Source organism: Mesorhizobium sp. B2-7-2, assembly GCF_006440775.1.
Classification (GTDB): Bacteria; Pseudomonadota; Alphaproteobacteria; order Rhizobiales; family Rhizobiaceae; genus Mesorhizobium.
Genome location: NZ_VFTZ01000007.1, coordinates 143,692 through 161,154, shown reverse-complemented (window position 1 = coordinate 161,154; position 17,463 = coordinate 143,692). Strand labels below are relative to the sequence as shown.

At 64.8% G+C, this 17,463-nt stretch carries 15 protein-coding genes; 7 read left to right on the top strand and 8 right to left on the bottom strand.

The features are described from left to right. Positions 1-6 precede the first annotated feature (6 nt). Positions 7-2,307 carry a glycine--tRNA ligase subunit beta gene (gene glyS, locus FJ425_RS12170; RefSeq protein ID WP_140634562.1) on the top strand — a complete coding sequence of 767 codons (2,301 nt, stop codon included), beginning with the start codon at positions 7-9 and terminating at the stop codon, positions 2,305-2,307. Between the two features lie 267 nt (positions 2,308-2,574). Continuing rightward, on the top strand, positions 2,575-2,928 hold the full coding sequence (locus tag FJ425_RS12165) for an ATPase (RefSeq protein WP_140634560.1): 354 nt from the start codon (positions 2,575-2,577) through the stop codon (positions 2,926-2,928). Between the two features lie 95 nt (positions 2,929-3,023). On the opposite strand, the gene FJ425_RS12160 is transcribed toward FJ425_RS12165, so the two are convergent. Both FJ425_RS12160 and FJ425_RS12155 read right to left on the bottom strand, forming a co-directional pair. Further along, positions 3,024-3,413, bottom strand: coding sequence for a hypothetical protein (locus tag FJ425_RS12160; protein WP_140634558.1), 390 nt, complete (start codon positions 3,411-3,413; stop codon positions 3,024-3,026). Between the two features lie 100 nt (positions 3,414-3,513). Next, complete coding sequence (locus FJ425_RS12155; RefSeq protein WP_246677922.1) at positions 3,514-4,002, bottom strand: hypothetical protein; 489 nt, start codon at positions 4,000-4,002, stop codon at positions 3,514-3,516. Positions 4,003-4,176: 174 nt separating this feature from the next. Between FJ425_RS12155 and FJ425_RS12150 the strand changes: the two genes are divergently transcribed. From FJ425_RS12150 to FJ425_RS12140, 3 genes are all read left to right on the top strand, one after another. Continuing rightward, positions 4,177-5,139: an L-threonylcarbamoyladenylate synthase gene (locus FJ425_RS12150; protein WP_181175886.1), complete on the top strand. Its 963-nt coding sequence runs from the start codon at positions 4,177-4,179 to the stop codon at positions 5,137-5,139. Between the two features lie 79 nt (positions 5,140-5,218). Continuing rightward, a complete protein-coding gene (locus tag FJ425_RS12145; protein WP_140723682.1) occupies positions 5,219-6,652 on the top strand; it encodes an FAD-binding oxidoreductase in 1,434 nt (477 codons plus the stop codon). A 184-nt stretch (positions 6,653-6,836) separates the two neighbouring features. Beyond that, positions 6,837-7,403 carry a DUF6101 family protein gene (locus tag FJ425_RS12140; RefSeq protein WP_140723679.1) on the top strand — a complete coding sequence of 189 codons (567 nt, stop codon included), beginning with the start codon at positions 6,837-6,839 and terminating at the stop codon, positions 7,401-7,403. Positions 7,404-7,571: 168 nt separating this feature from the next. On the opposite strand, the gene ubiA is transcribed toward FJ425_RS12140, so the two are convergent. Both ubiA and FJ425_RS12130 read right to left on the bottom strand, forming a co-directional pair. Further along, positions 7,572-8,555, bottom strand: a complete 984-nt coding sequence (gene ubiA, locus FJ425_RS12135) for a 4-hydroxybenzoate octaprenyltransferase (RefSeq protein ID WP_140723825.1) — start codon at positions 8,553-8,555, stop codon at positions 7,572-7,574. A 66-nt stretch (positions 8,556-8,621) separates the two neighbouring features. Next, positions 8,622-9,533 (bottom strand): LysR family transcriptional regulator, encoded by a 912-nt coding sequence (locus tag FJ425_RS12130; protein ID WP_140723676.1) that lies wholly within the window; start codon positions 9,531-9,533, stop codon positions 8,622-8,624. Positions 9,534-9,625: 92 nt separating this feature from the next. Between FJ425_RS12130 and FJ425_RS12125 the strand changes: the two genes are divergently transcribed. After that, entirely contained in the window at positions 9,626-10,420 is a 795-nt protein-coding gene (locus FJ425_RS12125) for a phytanoyl-CoA dioxygenase family protein (protein ID WP_140547226.1), read from the top strand. A 461-nt stretch (positions 10,421-10,881) separates the two neighbouring features. Further along, entirely contained in the window at positions 10,882-12,162 is a 1,281-nt protein-coding gene (purD, locus tag FJ425_RS12120) for a phosphoribosylamine--glycine ligase (protein ID WP_140545719.1), read from the top strand. Positions 12,163-12,171: 9 nt separating this feature from the next. On the opposite strand, the gene FJ425_RS12115 is transcribed toward purD, so the two are convergent. The 4 genes from FJ425_RS12115 to FJ425_RS12100 are packed head-to-tail and all read right to left on the bottom strand — an operon-like array spanning position 12,172 to position 17,390. Continuing rightward, complete coding sequence (locus FJ425_RS12115) at positions 12,172-13,542, bottom strand: alpha-glucosidase/alpha-galactosidase (protein WP_140545718.1); 1,371 nt, start codon at positions 13,540-13,542, stop codon at positions 12,172-12,174. A gap of 20 nt (positions 13,543-13,562) precedes the next feature. Next, on the bottom strand, positions 13,563-15,233 hold the full coding sequence (locus tag FJ425_RS12110; protein WP_140545717.1) for an ABC transporter ATP-binding protein: 1,671 nt from the start codon (positions 15,231-15,233) through the stop codon (positions 13,563-13,565). A 9-nt stretch (positions 15,234-15,242) separates the two neighbouring features. Beyond that, complete coding sequence (locus FJ425_RS12105) at positions 15,243-16,382, bottom strand: ABC transporter permease (protein WP_140723673.1); 1,140 nt, start codon at positions 16,380-16,382, stop codon at positions 15,243-15,245. Next, positions 16,383-17,390 (bottom strand): ABC transporter permease, encoded by a 1,008-nt coding sequence (locus FJ425_RS12100; RefSeq protein WP_140545715.1) that lies wholly within the window; start codon positions 17,388-17,390, stop codon positions 16,383-16,385. Positions 17,391-17,463: the final 73 nt, after the last annotated feature.

Sequence of the window (17,463 nt, the reverse complement as noted above, 5' to 3'; positions counted from 1 at the left end):
TTAACTATGCCCGACCTGCTCTTGGAACTCCGCTCGGAAGAGATTCCCGCCCGCATGCAGCGCAAGGCGGCCGGCGACCTCAGGAAGTTGCTGACCGACGGTCTGGTCGAGGCGGGCCTGACCTATGAGGCGGCGCGCGAATATTGGACGCCGCGGCGCCTAGCGCTCGACATCCGTGGCCTGACCGCGCGCTCGAAGGACATCCGCGAGGAGATCAAGGGTCCTTCGACCACGGCGCCCGAGCAGGCGGTGCAGGGTTTTCTTCGCAAGGCCGGCCTGTCGTCGATCGCCGAGGCGCATGTCCATTCCGATCCCAAGAAGGGCGACTTCTACGTCGCCCACATCACGAAGCCGGGCAGGGCGGCCGAAGAGATCATCGCCGAGCTGGTGCCGGGCATCATTCGCGCTTTCCCTTGGCCGAAATCGATGCGCTGGGGGCCGGCCTCGGCCAAGCCCGGTTCGCTGCGCTGGGTGCGGCCGCTGCAGTCGATCGTCTGCACCTTCGGCCCGGAGACCGAGGAACCGGTGGTTGTCGATTTCGAGATCGACGGCATCCGCGCCGGCAACATCACCTATGGCCATCGCTTCCACGCGCCGGGCGCGATCACCGTGCGCCGCTTCGATGACTATGTGGCGAAGCTCGAGGCGGCCAAGGTCGTGCTCGATGCCGACCGGCGCAAGGAGATCATCCTGGCCGATGCCCGCAACATCGCCTTCGCCAACGGCCTCGACCTGGTCGAGGACGAGGGCCTGCTGGAGGAAGTCTCCGGCCTGGTGGAATGGCCGGTCGTGCTGATTGGCGAGTTCGAGCAGGATTTCCTCACCATTCCGGGCGAGGTCATCCGCCTCACCATCCGCGCCAACCAGAAGTGTTTCGTGACGTCGCGCCCGATCCCCCCACTAGAGGGGGAGATGTCGGCGAAGCCGACAGAGGGGACTCAGCGCGAGGCCCCCCTCTCTGCCCTGCCGGGCATCTCCCCCTCAAGGGGGGAGATTGGCAAATCGCCACTTTCGAACCGCTTCGTGCTGGTCGCCAATATCGAGGCGAGCGACGGCGGCAAGGAGATCGCCTACGGCAACGGCAAGGTGGTGCGCGCGCGCCTGTCCGATGCGCTCTATTTCTGGCGGACCGATCAAGGCGATTTGCCCGACCTCGATCAACTCGCTGAGTCGGCGGCGAAGTTCGACCTGGATTTGAAGAAGCCGCTCGACCAGCGCATGGCGCGCCTCGATCATCTGAACGTCACCTTCCACGCCAAGCTGGGCACGCAAGGCGCCCGCGTTGAGCGCATCAAGCGGTTGGCTGAGGAACTGGCATCTGTCGTCGGAGCCGATGCCGCGCTGGTCGCCCGCGCGTCGGTGCTCGCCAAAGCCGATCTGCAAACCGAAGTGGTCGGCGAGTTCCCCGAGCTGCAAGGCGCCATGGGCCGCAAATATGCGCTGCTGCAGGGCGAGCATCCGTCGGTCGCCGCGGCCGCCGAGGAGCACTACAAACCGCAAGGCCCATCCGACCGCGTGCCGACCGATCCGGTCTCGGTTGCCGTCGCGCTCGCCGACAAGCTCGACACGCTCACCGGCTTCTGGGCGATCGATGAAAAGCCCACGGGCAGCAAGGATCCGTTCGCGCTGCGACGTGCGGCTCTTGGCGTGGTCAGGATACTCGTCGAGAACCGGATTCGTCTGGCGCTGACGTCTGTTTTCGCCAAGGCCTTTGAAAACTTCAAAGGCGGCGCGGACCAGTCGTCCGACCTCCTCGCCTTCTTCCACGACCGTCTGAAAGTCTATCTGCGTGAAAGCGGTGCGCGGCATGACTTGATCGATGCCGTGCTGTCGGCGGGCTCGCGCCCAATCTCCCCCACAAGGGGGAAGATCGGCCAATCGCCGAACGACGACCTGCTGCAGATCGTGCGCCGCGTCGAGGCGCTGGGCTCCTTGCTCGACACCGAGGAGGGCAAGAACCTGCTTGCCGGCACCAAGCGCGCCGCCAACATCCTGGCCGCCGAGGAGAAGAAGAAAACGGCAATCGCCGAGGCTGTTGAGCCGGCGCTGTTCCGCGAGGAGGCGGAAAAGAAGCTCTTTGCCGCGGTGAATCAGGCCGAGAAGGAAGCCGGCCAAGCAATTCAAAACGAAGATTTTTCTGCCGCCATGCTGGCGCTTAGCGTGTTGCGCGAACCGGTTGATTCATTCTTTGAGCGTGTTCTCGTGAATGATGAGGACCAGGCCGTGCGCGCCAACCGTCTGGCGCTGCTCGCCCGCATCCGCGCCGCCACCGATCAGGTCGCGGATTTTTCAAAAATCGTCGGCTGACGGCTCGGAAAACCGTACATTTGAAGTCTGTCCGCATCCGCTAGGATGCGGGCAGGCTTGAACAATTCGGCGCCCGAAATTTAATGCACCGGAGCCGGCTTACAGTCATATGACGATGACCTCCGCATGGGACAACCATGCATGTCGTCCAGAAGCGTTGAGCGGTTCTGGGGCAACGACATGCATCAACCAAAGACTTAAGGCGCGTTGCCCGGGATCGTTTCGCGGGGCGCGCCGTAAGACATTCCCCAAACACGGAGGCATGCCATGAATTCCGTTGACGATATCGACCTGATTGAAGAGACCCCGGCCGCCGCCGAGGCGATCGATTCCGCTTCCGAAAACCTTCTCGACCACGCCGCCGCCGCGGCGGTCGAAGCCGCCGATCCGTCCGAAGACGACGAGGAAGACGGCGACGAGGAAACCACTGCCTCGGCCGACGACGAGTCGGACGATGAAGATGAAGGCGACGAAGACGGCGACGACGAAGACGCCGACGAAGACGCCAAAGCCTCGGGCGACGATGAGTCCGATGACGAAGATGAAGATGGCGACGAGGATGAAGACGAGTCCGATGATGACGACAAGTCCGACGATGACGACAAGGAAGAAGCGGCCTGAGCCGTCTCCTCTCGTCTGAAGTATGAGGGCGGCGCGTCGCGTCGCCCTTTTTCGTCAGTGCGGCTCTTGTCAATCTTCCAGGAAAGATTGACCCGTCAATCCTCCACTATGCTGACCCGCACGCTGTCCGGATAGACGTCGACCTCGACCAATGGCTCGCCATTGACGATGGCGCGCCTTGTGGCGCTGCTCATGGCGCCGCCGCGTTCCAGCATGCGCTGCAGGTCGGCGCGCGAGCCGTCGCTGCGGAACCAGGAATCACCCTGGTCGTCGCTGTCGTGCCGGTGGAATTTGTGCCAGTTGGCGCGGTCCTGCCGCACCATCTGCGCCGCGCTGCCGAGCGGGTAGCCATCGCTGGCGCGGTGATCGCGGTCGGAAATCCGCGCCGTGTAAGAGCCAAGCATGTCGTCGGCCCGTGCCGTACCCGCGCCCAGTGTCGTCGCCGCCAACAGCGCGGCAACGGCCATTGCTTTCGAAACAGTCATGAATCCCCCTTTTGAAACACCGGCGCAATCATGCCCGATCCCGATGACGGGAATCGGACAGGTTAAGCGCCTAGCATACCAAGGCCGGACCCAGTGTGATCTACATCGCCTTGCCGACGCGCGGCACTGACCCTTGCGGCTGCGCGCCGCCCGACGCATTGGCCGTCGCGGCCGGCTGGCTGCCGGCTGCGCCGTTGCCGTTTGAAGCGGACGCGGTGCCGTTCGCGGGCGTTGCCGGCGTGGTGGCGTTTGCCGGCGCGGCGGCGGTTGTTGTTGCCGGTGCTGTGGGCTTGGCCGCGGGCGTTTCGAAAGCGCCGCCGACAATGCCGCCGCGAATGATCATCGGGGCCTGCTGATGCCCTGACTTCGCGGGGATTGCTGCGACCTTCTCGTTGGTGACGGCGGGCATGGGATCGCCAAGCGCTATCATCGATGGCGTCGAGGCCGCCGACAGCTTGGTCGGTTCGATCGCATTCAGCTTGACGATCGACGGCGTCGACGTAGAGGGTCCGACCACGACGATCGACGAGGCATGTGCCGCGCCGTGCATCCCCAAAAGGCTGATCCCGAACGCTCCAAGCAAACGCATCACAAATACTCCCAAGCCCGCAACCGCATCAAACCCGCACCATAGCGCCGGCACATTGAAGCCGGCTTGCGCGGAAACTTAACATTTTAGGGATTGATAAATCGCCAATGCCCGCACTTGCCCGATGCAAGCGGCCGTATTACGGGACCGGCATGTTCAGGACTGGTGGCAAATTTGGCTGAGATACTGGCGGTCGGCGAGGCTATGGAGCAGGCTCTGGCGCTGCTCGAAGGCGGCGACGTCGTCGCCATCCCCACCGAGACGGTTTACGGCCTGGCCGGCGATGCCACCAACGGCGTTGCCGTGGCGCGCATCTTCGAGACCAAGGGCCGGCCGCGCTTCAACCCGCTGATCGCCCATGTCGCCGATCGCGCGATGGCGGACCGTATCGCCGGCTTCGATCCGCTCTCGGCAAAACTGGCCGATGCCTTCTGGCCTGGTCCGCTGACGCTGGTGCTGCCGCAACGCGGCGGCAACGGCATCCATTCGCTGGTCACCGCGGGGCTGGACACCATTGCGCTGCGCATGCCGCGCGGGTTCGGCGGCGAGCTGATCGCGCGGCTCGGCAGGCCGCTCGCAGCCCCCAGCGCCAATTCTTCCGGGAAAATCAGCGGCACGACAGCGCAAGCGGTCGCCGCCGACCTCGGCGACAGGATCAGGCTGGTCGTCGATGGCGGCGCGACGCCCGTCGGCCTGGAATCGACCATTCTCAAGGTCGAGAACGGCAAATTGCGCCTGCTGCGGCCCGGCGGCATCGGCGCCGAGGAGATCGAGGCGGTGGCCGGCGCGAAGCTGTCGCGCTGCGCCAGCGGCATCGAGGCGCCGGGCATGCTTGCCTCGCATTACGCCCCGGGCGCCGCGATGCGGCTGAACGTCGAGAAAGTTGCCGAAGGCGAGGCGTTGCTTGCATTCGGCCGCAACCGTGCCGAGGGCTGGGAACAGGCCGTTGCGCTGCGCAACCTCTCCGAGGCTGGCGACCTGCGCGAGGCGGCCAGCAATCTGTTCGCCTTCATGCAGGCGCTCGACCGCGTCGGCGCCGCGACCATCGCCGTCGAGCCGATCCCGTTCGAGGGGCTGGGCGAGGCGATCAACGACCGGCTTGCCCGTGCCGCCGCGCCGCGTGACAAGACCGGCTGAGCCTATCTCTTTGTTTTGACGCAATTCCGGACGGAAAACCGCTTCACACTTTTCCTGGAATTGCTCTAGGTTCAGTCTCATGAACGATCAGCCCTTGGACCTCGATCCCGCCCTCATCGACCGCTTCGCGGCAATCGTCGGCGACAAATATGCGTTGCGCGAGCAGGCCGACATCGCGCCTTACGTCACCGAGCGGCGCGGCCTTTGGCACGGCCGCACATCGCTGGTGCTGCGCCCTGGCAGCGTCGAGGAAGTGAGCCGCATCATGCGGCTGGCGACCCAGACCGGAACGCCGATCGTGCCGCAAAGCGGCAACACCGGGCTGGTCGGCGCCCAGGTGCCGGATAGATCCGGTCGCGACATCGTGCTGTCGCTGTCCAGGCTGAACCGCATCCGCGAGATCGATGTCCTGTCGAATACGGTGACGGCAGAGGCCGGCGTCATCCTGCAGACGCTGCAGGAAGCGGCCGACGCCGCCGACCGGCTGTTTCCGCTGTCGCTCGGCGCGCAAGGCTCCTGCCAGATCGGCGGCAATCTCTCCTCCAATGCCGGCGGCACGGGCGTGCTTGCCTATGGCAATGCGCGCGAGCTCTGCCTCGGCGTCGAGGTGGTGCTGCCGACCGGCGAGGTGTTCGACGACCTGCGCAAATTGAAGAAGGACAACACCGGCTACGATCTGAAGAACCTTTTCATTGGCGCCGAAGGCACGCTCGGCATCATCACTGCCGCGGTGCTGAAATTGTTCCCGAAGCCGAAGGGCAGGGAGGTCGCCTTTGCCGGCCTGCCGTCGTCGCCGAAAGACGCGCTTTCGCTGTTCACCCTGGCGATGGACAGCGCCGGCGCATCGCTGACCGCTTTCGAGCTGATCGGCAAAAGGCCATACGATTTCACGCTCAAGCACGGCCAAGGCATCACCCGGCCGCTGGCCGGCGACTGGCCGTGGTATGTGCTGATGCAGATTTCGTCCGGCCGCTCCGAAGAGGACGGCAAGGCGCTGATCGAAGAGATCCTGGCAGAGGCTCTCGAGCAGGGCATCGTTGGCGATGCGGTGGTGTCGGCAAGCCTTGCCCAGGGCGAGGCCTTCTGGAATTTCCGCGAGACCTTGCCCGAATCCCAGAAGCCGGAGGGCGCTTCGATCAAGCACGACATCTCGGTGCCGATCGCCTCGATCCCTGAGTTCATCGAAAAGGCGGCCGGCGCGGTGGAGGGGGTTTGCCCCGGCGCGCGCGTGGTCTGCTTCGGCCACATGGGCGACGGCAATCTCCACTACAACATCTCGCGACCCGTGGATTGGCAGGATGGAGCATTCCTCGACCTCTACCACCCCATGAACAAGGCCGTGCACGATGTCGTGCGGTCCTTGCACGGCTCGATCTCGGCAGAGCACGGCATCGGCCAATTGAAGCGCGACGAGCTGATCGCCACGGCCCCGCCGATGGCGATCGACCTGATGCGCCGCGTGAAAGCGGCCTTCGATCCGGCCGGCATCATGAATCCCGGTAAGGTTATCTGATCCTTCCCACATCGGGCGCCGGTCGCATTCCGATAACCATCGGCTCAGATCAGCAAAATTTAACCGACTTTCTTAAGCGCGCCGGTAAGAAGCGAGCGCTAATGTTTCTTCCCATAACGAGGCCGGAAAAACCGGCCCTGAGAGAACCGGAAAACGGCCCTCAGGACTAACAGGGAAGACATCGATGAACACTGGACTGAAGCCAGTCTGGGCCGGGCGCAACATGCGTCTCGACCCGTTTCGCCTGCCGCAGATGGTGAGCTATGCCACCCGCGACGACTATGGCGATGTCACCTTCACCATCGACCAGCGCGGCGCCGTCATCCGCCGTGTGCTGGAGATGAGCGGCGTGCCGGCGATCATCGCTTTGCCCGCCAAGGCGTTCCGCGGCGTCGCCGCGCGCGCCATGGAGGATCCGAGCGGCAATGTCACCGTGACGCTCGAGCTTCTGCACAATGACCCGATGCTGTCGGTGCCGCTTCTGGTCGCCGACGACCTCGACGACGTCGCCGCCGACTGGCGCGCCTGGGCCGACGCCTATCGCCTGCCGATGCTGCTGATCGAGGCCGACGGCATTGCCCGCACCCTGGAAGAATCGCTCGGCGCCGCCATCAAGGCGCTGCCGCCGCAGGAGCGCCGCAAGGGCCGCGCCTCCACCACGCGCCGCCCGCGCTTCCTCGCCCGCCGCAAGGCCGGCAATCTGGGCTTGAGACTGGTCATCGACGGCCAGGAGATTATCGCAAGGGAGTAGCTCGGTTTTTCCTTCTCCCCTTGTGGGAGAAGGTGGCCGCGAAGCGGCCGGATGAGGGGTGCTCCAGATGACACCAACGTCTCACTCCGCTGGAACACCCCTCATCCGTCTCGGCGCTGCGCGCCGATCCACCTTCTCCCACAAGGGGAGAAGGAAAAGCGGCGCCCACTACACCAGCGGCTTCAGCCAAATCCACACCGAACCGCCGATCAGGCCGAGGAAGATCAGCCAGCCGACCTGGTTGTTCGATTTGAACAGTTTCAGGCACTGGTCCGGATTGTTGATGTCGAGCCGGATGATCTGGCGCGCCATATGTGCGCCGGCGGCGATCAGCCCGGCCAGCGCCACGATCGGCACCTGCGCCGAGGCGAAGGCGATGGCGAAGCAGATCAGCGCGCCGCCGTAGAGTCCGGCCAGCCAGGTCTTTGTGTTGTCGCCGAACAGCCGCGCCGTCGAGCGCACACCGACAATGGCGTCGTCTTCTTTGTCCTGATGCGCGTAGATCGTGTCGTAGCCGATCACCCACAGGATCGAGCCGATATAGAGCATGATCGCCGGATCATCGAGATCGCCGAACTCGACCGCCCAACCCATCAGCGCGCCCCAGGAGAAGGCCAGCCCAAGCACCAATTGCGGCCAGTTGGTGATGCGCTTCATGAACGGGTAGACGGCGACGATCGCCAGTGAGGCGATGCCGAGCGGAATGGCGAAGCTGTTGAACTGCAACAGCACGGCCAAGCCCACCAGCGCCTGGATGATGACGAAAGCCCAGGCCTGGCGGCGTGTCACCTTGCCGGCGGGCAGCGGCCGCGAGCGGGTGCGCTCGACCTGGTTGTCGATGTCCTCGTCGGCGAGATCGTTATAGGTGCAGCCGGCGCCGCGCATGGCGACAGCGCCGATGAAGAACAGCAATAGATACCAAGGCGTCGGCAGCAGCGTCAGCAGCGGGTCGGTCGGGCGCGGATAGGCGCCCGCGGCAAGTGCTGCCGACCACCAGCAGGGCCACAAAAGCAGCTGCCAGCCGATCGGCCTGTCCCAGCGCGCAAGCTGCGCATAGGGCCACAGCCAGCGCGGCAGCACGCGGTAGACCCAATGGCCGCTCGGCGCGTCGGCGACACGGCCCTGGGTCGCTTTCGACTGGACGGTTTCCATCACGCTGGAGTGGCAGCAGCAAGCAGCGCCGTCAAGCGGCCGCGTTGTCGCTCAAGCGCTGAAAACCTAGGCGGTGAAAACATCGTGACCGGCAAACCATGCCTTGGCGACCTCGATGAAGGCGACCGCTGCGTTTGACAGGCGCTGGCGCGTGTCGTGGGTCAGGATGATGCGCTGCATGGGCAGCGGATCGGAGAGCGGCTTGCAGACCAGCGGCAGGCCGTCATAGCTGCGGTCGCCATAGGGCCTCGTATAGCTGACCGCGACGCCGAAGCCGTTGGCCACCATGGAACGCTGCAGCTCGAATGAGCTGGTCGTCGTTCTGGCGATCGACGAGAGGCCGCGGCTGAGGAAAAGGTCCAGCATGTGCTGCCAGCTGTGCGGCTGGTCGGTGGTGATCAGCGGATGCTGCGCAAGCTCGGCCAGGCTGACGGCGTGCTTGTCCGCCAGCACATGGCCGGCGGGCAGAAGCGCGTGCGGCCGCAATTCATGCAGCAGAATGCGCTTGAAATGCCCGGGCAGGCCGAGATCGTAGGTGAGGCCGAGATCGACGGCGCTGTCGGCCAGGCGCCGTCCGAGCGTGTCGAAAGTCTCGTCGCTTATGACGACCGTGACGGCCGGGCAGCGTTCGGCGAAGACGCGCACGAGCGCCGGCGCGAAATAGGGTGCCAGATCCTCGAAGCAGCCGAGCGCCAATTCGCCGCCGACATCGGCGTCGCGCGAACCGAGCGCCGCCAGCTCGTCCGCCTCGCCCAGCACCTGCCTTGCCTTGGCGACGGCCTTGCGGCCGAAGGATGTCAGCGAAACGCCGCTGCCGCGCTGGCGCACGAACAGTTTCTGGCCAAGCGCGTCCTCGACATTGTCGATCGCCACCGAGATCGACGGCTGCGACACGTTCAGCGCCTGGGCTGCCGCGGTCACGCTGCCATAGCGGGCGACGGCAACGACATAGCGCAATTGCGCGAGGGTCAGTCTCATAGGCAAAAACTATAAACCAGATGGCAAGTTATTATTTTACGCGATGTCGGGCTCTTGCGATAGTTGCTTGCCAAACCCAAGGAGAACGCGCCATGGCCAGCCCAATGATCGATGCCTCGACGATTGCCGATTACCAGCGCGATGGCGCGGTCTGCATCCGCGGCGCCTTCAAGGACTGGGTCGGTGTCATCGCCGACGGCATCGAGCGCAACATTGAGAACCGCAGCGCCGCCGCCTCCGACATCGCCGGCGGCAAGGGCAGCTTCTTCGACGATTACTGCAACTGGGAGCGCATCCCGGAATTCGTCAGGATCGTGCGCGAGTCGCCGGCCGCCGAGCTCGCGGCTGCGGTCATGCAGTCGCGCAGCGCCCAGTTCTTCCACGACCACGTCCTGGTCAAGGAGCCCGGCACGCAGAAGCCGACGCCGTGGCACCAGGACATTCCCTATTACTTCGTCGACGGCAGCCAGACGGTGAGCTTCTGGATCCCGATCGATCCGGTGAAGGAAGCGACGCTGAGGCTGATCGCCGGCTCGCACAGATGGGAAAAGATGGTGCTGCCGGTGCGCTGGCTGAACGACGACAACTTTTATGCCGGCGAGGGCGACTACCGGCCGGTGCCCGACCCCGACAACGACGCCTCGATGAAGGTGCTCGAATGGGAGATGGAGCCGGGCGACGCCATCCTGTTCGATTTCCGCACCGCGCATGGCGCGCGCGGCAACATGACGGCGGCGCGGCGCCGGGCACTGTCGCTGCGCTGGGTCGGCGACGACGCGCATTATGTCGAACGTCCCGGCCGCACCTCGCCGCCCTATCCGGGGCACGACATGAAGCCCGGCCAGAAACTGCGCGAGGATTGGTTCCCCGTCATTTTCCAGAGCTGAGGCGTTTTCCAGAGCTGGTGTGTTTCCCCTGGTACAGGAATTTTTGATTGGTCGGCTATATTTGCGCCGGCAGTCCATGCCTTGGGGATTGGCCGAAACGTCACTTCGTCATCCACGGGCGGAGCAAGGAGCGAAGCGACGCGCGCAGACCCGAGGATCCATGCCGTGACCTTGAAGCGTTGCAGAATTCTGCGCCGTTTGCATCCTTCGGCTAAGGCAACGGCATGGATTCTAGGGTCTGCGCGCCGCTTCGCGTCGCTCCGCCCTAGAATGACGAGGTTGAGGAGGCTTCAGCTAATCTCCCCGGAATTGCTCTAGCCTAGCCGAACGCGGAACTTATCTCATCAGCCTTGAAGAGGCCCATGTTCCCGTGCGCAATTGCCGCCAAAATGTCAAGACTCCTTGACCCGTCGCCCGCGGACCAATAGCGGGTTTAGGGAGACGATCAGCAAGAGGTGGCCATGAACGTTCTTCTTCTCGGCTCGGGCGGCCGCGAACATGCGCTCGCCTGGAAGATGTCCGCCTCGCCGCTGCTGACGAAGCTCTACGCCTCGCCCGGCAATCCGGGCATCGGCCGCGTCGCCGAACAGGTGAAGCTGGACGTCGCCGACCATTCCACTGTGGCCGCCTTCTGCCAGGAGAAGAAGATCGACCTCGTCGTCGTCGGCCCGGAAGGTCCGCTGGTGGCCGGCATCGCCGACGATCTGCGCGCCTGGGGCATCCGCGTCTTCGGCCCCTCCAGGGCGGCGGCGCGGCTCGAGGGCTCGAAGGGCTTCACCAAGGATCTTTGCGCCAAGTTCAACATCCCGACCGCCGCCTATGGCCGCTTCAGCGACCTCGCCTCGGCGAAGGCCTATGTCGGGAAGACAGGCGCGCCGATCGTCATCAAGGCCGACGGGCTTGCCGCCGGCAAGGGCGTCACCATCGCCATGACGCAGGACGAGGCGAACGCCGCGCTCGAAGCCTGCTTCGACGGCGCCTTCGGCGCGGCCGGCGCCGAGGTCGTGGTCGAGGAATATCTGACCGGCGAGGAGGCAAGCTTCTTCTGCCTGTGCGACGGCGCCACCGCGCTCCCCTTCGGCACTGCACAGGACCACAAGCGCGTCGGTGACGGCGATACCGGGCCGAACACCGGCGGCATGGGTGCCTATTCGCCGGCGCCGGTGATGACGCCGGAAATGACCGAGCGCACCATGCGCGAGATCATCGAGCCCACCATGCGCGGCATGGCCAACATCGGCGCGCCTTTCGCCGGCATCCTCTTCGCCGGCCTGATGATCACCGACCAGGGCCCCAAGCTGATCGAATATAACACCCGCTTCGGCGATCCCGAATGCCAGGTGCTGATGATGCGGCTAAAGGACGATTTGCTCGTCCTGCTCAACGCCGCCGTCGACGGCCAGCTCGCGCATATGTCGGTCCGCTGGAGCGACGAGACGGCGTTGACCGTGGTGATGGCGGCCAGGGGTTATCCCGGCACGCCGGAAAAGGGCTCCGTCATCCGCGGTCTCGACAAGGCGGAAGGCGAGGGCGTCCAGGTCTTCCATGCCGGCACCGCCATCAATGGCGGTGCGCTGGTCGCCAATGGCGGCCGTGTGCTCAACGTCACCGCGCTCGGCAAGACCGTCGGCGAGGCGCAGGCAAAGGCGTATGCGGCGATCGACCAGATCGACTGGCCACAAGGCTTTTACCGCCACGACATCGGCTGGCGCGCCGTCGAGCGCGAGAAGGCCGGGGCCTAATTCCGGGATTCAGGCGGCCGCGCTCTTGCGCCGGCCTCGTGCCCAGGCCGGCAGCCAGTCGCCATGCGCGGCAAGCAGGTCGTCCACCAAGGACCAGATCTGATCGAGGTCGAGCTCGGCCGCCGTATGAGGGTCCATCATCGCCGCGTGGTAGATGTGCTCGCGGTTCTCGCTCATCAGCGCCCGCACCGTCAGCTCCTGCACATTGATGTTGGTGCGGATCAGCGCCGTCAGCTGCGGCGGCAATTCGCCGATGTAAGTGGGCTGGATGCCGGAGGCATCGACCAGGCACGGCACTTCCGCCGCGCAGTCGAAAGGCAGCGAGGTGATGCAGCCATTGTTGCGCACATTGCCGTAGATCACCGACGGTTCGCCGGTCCAGACCGAATTCATGATCGAGGAAGCGTATTCCCTGGATTGCTCGACCTCGATCCGGTCGGCCGAGCGGTAGGCCTCCGCCTCGCCCTTCCAGCGCTCGATCTGCTCGATGCAGCGTTTCGGATATTCGTCGAGCGGGATGCCGTATTTCTCGATCAGGTCGCCGCGTCCGTCCTTGATGAAATAGGGCGTGTATTCGGCGAAATGCTCCGAGCTTTCGGTAACGAAATAGCCGAGCCGGGTCAGCATCTCGTAGCGCACCTTGTTCGGGCAGCGCGGGTTCCAGCCGGGTTTTGGCGCACGACCCTCGCGGTAGGCGCGCACAAGGTCGGGATAAAGGTCGCGGTAGGTGCCGTCCGGCTGGCGATGCTCGAACTTGAGATAAAACGCCATGTGGTTGATGCCGGCCGAGCGGTAGCGGATCTCCTCATAGGGAAGGTCGAGATCGTGCGCCAGTTCCATCGCCGTGCCCTGCACCGAGTGGCAGAGCCCGACCTGCTTGATCGTGGGATATTTCTCGGCGATCGCCCAGGTGTTGATCGCCATCGGGTTGACATATTGCAGCATGATCGCTTCCGGGCAGACCGCGAGCATGTCCTCGCAGATATTCCATAGATGCGGCACGGTCCTAAGGCCCCGCATGATGCCGCCGACGCCGAGCGTGTCGGCGATCGTCTGGCGCAAGCCGTATTTCTTCGGCACCTCGAAATCGGTGACGGTGCAGGGCTCGTAGCCGCCGATCTGGAAGGCGACGACGACGAAGTCGGCGCCCTTCAGCGCCTTGCGCTGGTCGGAATAGGTCTCGGCCTTCGCCTTGACGCCGAGCGTCGCGATCAGCTTGTTGACGACGACGGCGCTTTCTTCCAGCCGCTGCGGGTTGATGTCCATCAATGCGATGGTGGCGCCCGACAGCGCTGGCCGCTGCAGCACGTCGCCGACGATGTTCTTCATGAACACCGTCGAGCCGGCGCCGATGAACGTGATCCTGGGATTCTTTGCCACTGTAAAAACCTCCGGCACTTCTAAGCCACGTCGAAAGCGGCCCTGACGAGCCGTTCGGTGTAGGCGGTCTTGGGATTGGAAAGGACCTCGTCGACGGGCCCCTGCTCGACGATCTTGCCGTGTTGCATGACGATGACGCGGTGGCAGAGCGCCCGCACCACCTTGAGGTCGTGCGAGATGAACAGATAGCTCAGGCCGCGCTCGTCCTGCAGCTTGCGCAACAGGTCGATGATCTGCGCCTGCACCGAAAGGTCGAGCGCCGAAGTCGGCTCGTCGAGCAGGATGAATTCGGGCTCCAGCGCGATGGCGCGCGCGATCGCGATGCGCTGTCGCTGGCCGCCGGAGAACTCGTGCGGGAAGCGCGACAGGATGTTACCGGGCATGCCGGCGCTGACCAGCGCCTCGCGCACCCGCTCGTTCCGCTCGCGCCGCGTCGCGCCCAGCCTGTTGACGACCAGGCCTTCCTCGATGATCTGGCCGATCGTCATGCGCGGGTTGAGCGAGGAGAAGGGATCCTGGAAGACGACCTGCATGCGCGAGCGCAGCGGCCGCATCTCGGTGCGCGAGAAGTTCTGGATCGGCTGGCCGTCGAAGCGGATCTCGCCGCGCTTGGCGTCGGCCAGCCTGATCAGCGCCTGGCCGAAGCTGGTCTTGCCGGAGCCGGATTCGCCGACCAGTCCCAGCGTCTCGTGACGGCAAAGCTTCAGGTCGAGGTCGTCGACCGCGACCAGCTCGCGCCAGTCCGGCTTGAGGAACGAGCCGTGGCGCAGCATGAAGCAGACGCGCACGCCGTTCGCCTCGAGGATGGTGCCGCTGCCCTCCGGCAGCGGCTGCGGGCGGCCGCGCGGCTCGGAGGCGAGCAGCCGCTGCGTGTAAGGGTGCCGCGGATCGGCGAACAGCCGCTCGGTGACGTTGTGCTCGCGCATTTCGCCATGCTGCATGACATAGACGTAGTCGGAGAACTTGCGCACCACGGTGAGATCGTGGGTGATCAGGATCACCGCCATCCGCAGTTCCTTCTGCAGGTTGCGGATCAGGTTCAGGATCTGCGCCTGCACCGTGACGTCGAGCGCCGTGGTCGGCTCGTCGGCAATCAGCACGTCGGGTTCGTTGGCCAAGGCCATGGCGATCATCACCCGCTGCCGCTGACCGCCCGACAGCTGATGCGGATACTGCTTGAGCCTTGCCTCCGGCTCGGGGATCTGGACATGCCGTAGAAGCTCGAGCGCGCGCGCCCAGGCTTGTCTGCGGCCGACTTTGCGATGCACCCGGATCGCCTCGACGATCTGGCTGCCGACCGTATAGATCGGGTTGAGCGAGCTCATCGGCTCCTGGAAGATCATCGAGATGCGGTTGCCGCGCAGCTTGCGCCGGGCGCTCTCGGGGAATTTCAGGATGTTCTGCCCGAGATATTCGACGCTCGATCGCGGCGAGACGGTTGCCCGCCTGGACAGCAGCCCCATGACGGTGCGCGCCGTCACCGACTTGCCGGAGCCGGACTCGCCCACGATCGCGATAGTCTCGCCGCGATAGATCTGGAAGGAGACGTCCTTGACCGCCTCGACGGTGCCGTGCTCGACCTTGAACGCGACCTCGATGTTGCGGGCGTCGATGACGGGTTGGTCATGGCGTCCGCCATGGTCGAGCCGGACGGCCGGCGCGAGGGAGTCTGCGAGCGCGATCGTCGTCATCCGGCCACCTCAATAAGGATCGACGGCATCGCGCAGGCCGTCGCCCAGCGCGTTGAAGGCAAAGACGGTGATCAGCACGAAGCCGACCGGCGACAGGATCCAGGGATAGGTGCCGATGACCGAATAGGTCGCCGTGTCCTGCAGCATCAGGCCCCAGGAGATCAGCGGCGGCTTCACCGCGAAACCGAGGAAGCCAAGGAAGGATTCGAGCAGCACCACCGTCGGGATCGCCAGCGTCACGGCGACGATCACATGGCTCATCACATTGGGGAAGATGTGCTGCATGATGATGCGCCGGTCGGTGGCACCGACCGCCATGGCGGCGCGCACATAGTCGATCCGCGCCAGCGCCAGCGTCTTGCCGCGCACCTCGCGCGACATCTGCGCCCAGCCCAGCGCCGACATGACGATGATGACGAAGGCGAGGAAGACATTGGTCGGCGCGGTGACCGGGATCAGCGTCGTCAGCGCCAGATAAAGCGGCAATTGCGGAAAGGCGAGCACAAGCTCGACGAAGCGCTGCATCCAGACGTCGAACTTGCCGCCGAAATAGCCGGAGATCATGCCGACGCTGGTGCCGATGACCGTGATGATGAAGACCACCGTCAGCGCGATCATCAGCGACACGCGCGAGCCGTATATGGCGCGCGACAGCACATCGCGGCCGAACTTGTCGGTGCCGAGGAAATGCACCGGCTGGCCGTCCATCGAGGCGAAGAAATGCCGGTTCGCCGGGACGAAACCGAGAAGCTTGTAGGGCGCGCCTTCGACGAAGAAGCCGAGCAGCCTTGGATGGTCGTAGTCGGGGCCGACGATCGGCTGGAAGGTGACCGGATCGAGATCGGCCGAATCGGCCAGCGCATAGACCCGCGGCCGCGCGACGAAATTGCCGTCCTTGTCGTGGAAGGCGGGCAGTTGCGGCGGCGCGAAGGCGACGTCGGTCGCCTTGGGATCCATCGGCGCCAGGAATTCGGCGAACACCGCCATGACAAGCAAGAGCGCGACCAGGCAAAGCCCGGCCATGCCGGTCCAGGAACGCTTCAGCCGGCGCCAGACAAGCGCGATGTAGCTCTCATTGCCATGCGCGGCTTCGGCCACCGGGACGCTTTCGGCCGGCAGCGGCAGGGGTGAGGGATCGCGGGCCAGCATCTAGCGCTCCCCGAACTGGCGGATGCGCGGGTCGAGCAGGACCAGCAGCATGTCGGCGATGATGTTGCCGACGATCAGCGTCGCCGACAGCACCATCATGAAGGTCGCGGTGACATAGACGTCGCCGACCGCCATCGAGCCGACGATCGCCGGGCCGACAGTGGGCAGCGCGAAGATGATTGCCGTCTCGATCTCGCCGGTGAGCATATAGGGCAGCACCACGCCTTGATACATCACCAGCGGATGCAGCGCGTTGGGCACAGCGTGCCGCATGACGACGGCGCCGCCGGTCAGGCCCTTGGCCTTGGCCGTCTCGACATATTGCGCGTTGAGCGTGTCGAGCAGATTGCCACGCATGACGCGCATATTGTAGGCGAGGCCGCCGAAGGTCGCGATGGCCACAACCGGCCAGACATGTTTGATGAGGTCGACGAACTTCGCCCACGACCAGGGCGCGCCGCCATATTGCGGCGAGAAGAACGAGCCGATCTCGGAGACGTTGAACTGGAAGACCAAGAGATAGACGATGATCAGCGCCATCAGGAAGCGCGGCACCGTCATGCCGAGGAACGAGATCGCCGAAAGTGTCGAGTCGATCCAGCTATACTGTCGCGTCGCCGCCCATATGCCGAAGCTGATGCCGAGCACCGAGGCGAGCAGATGGCAGACCAGCGCCAGAAGCAAGGTGCGCGGCAGGCGCTCGCCCACCACATCGGCCACAGGCTTGTTGTAGTAGAGGCTGTAGCCGAAATCGCCGCGGGTGACGATGCCGCCGATCCAGTTGAGGTACTGGACGGGCAGCGGCTTATCGAGGCCGTGCTCGACGCGGTAGGCCTGGGCTTGCGCTTCAGCCTCGGCGTAGGAAGCGCCGCCCTGGTTGATCAGCTGCGAGCGGATGTAATCCGCATAGTCGCCGGGCGGCGCCTGGATGATGGCGAAGGTGACGAGGCTCAAAATGGCGAGGACGGGAAGCGCCGACGCTATGCGCATAAGCAGGAATCGCAGCATGGGCGGTCAGCTTCCTTTCTGGCGGTCGCTCCCTGAGGTGCGTTCGGAGGTTTCGTTGTCCGGCCGCGCCGCG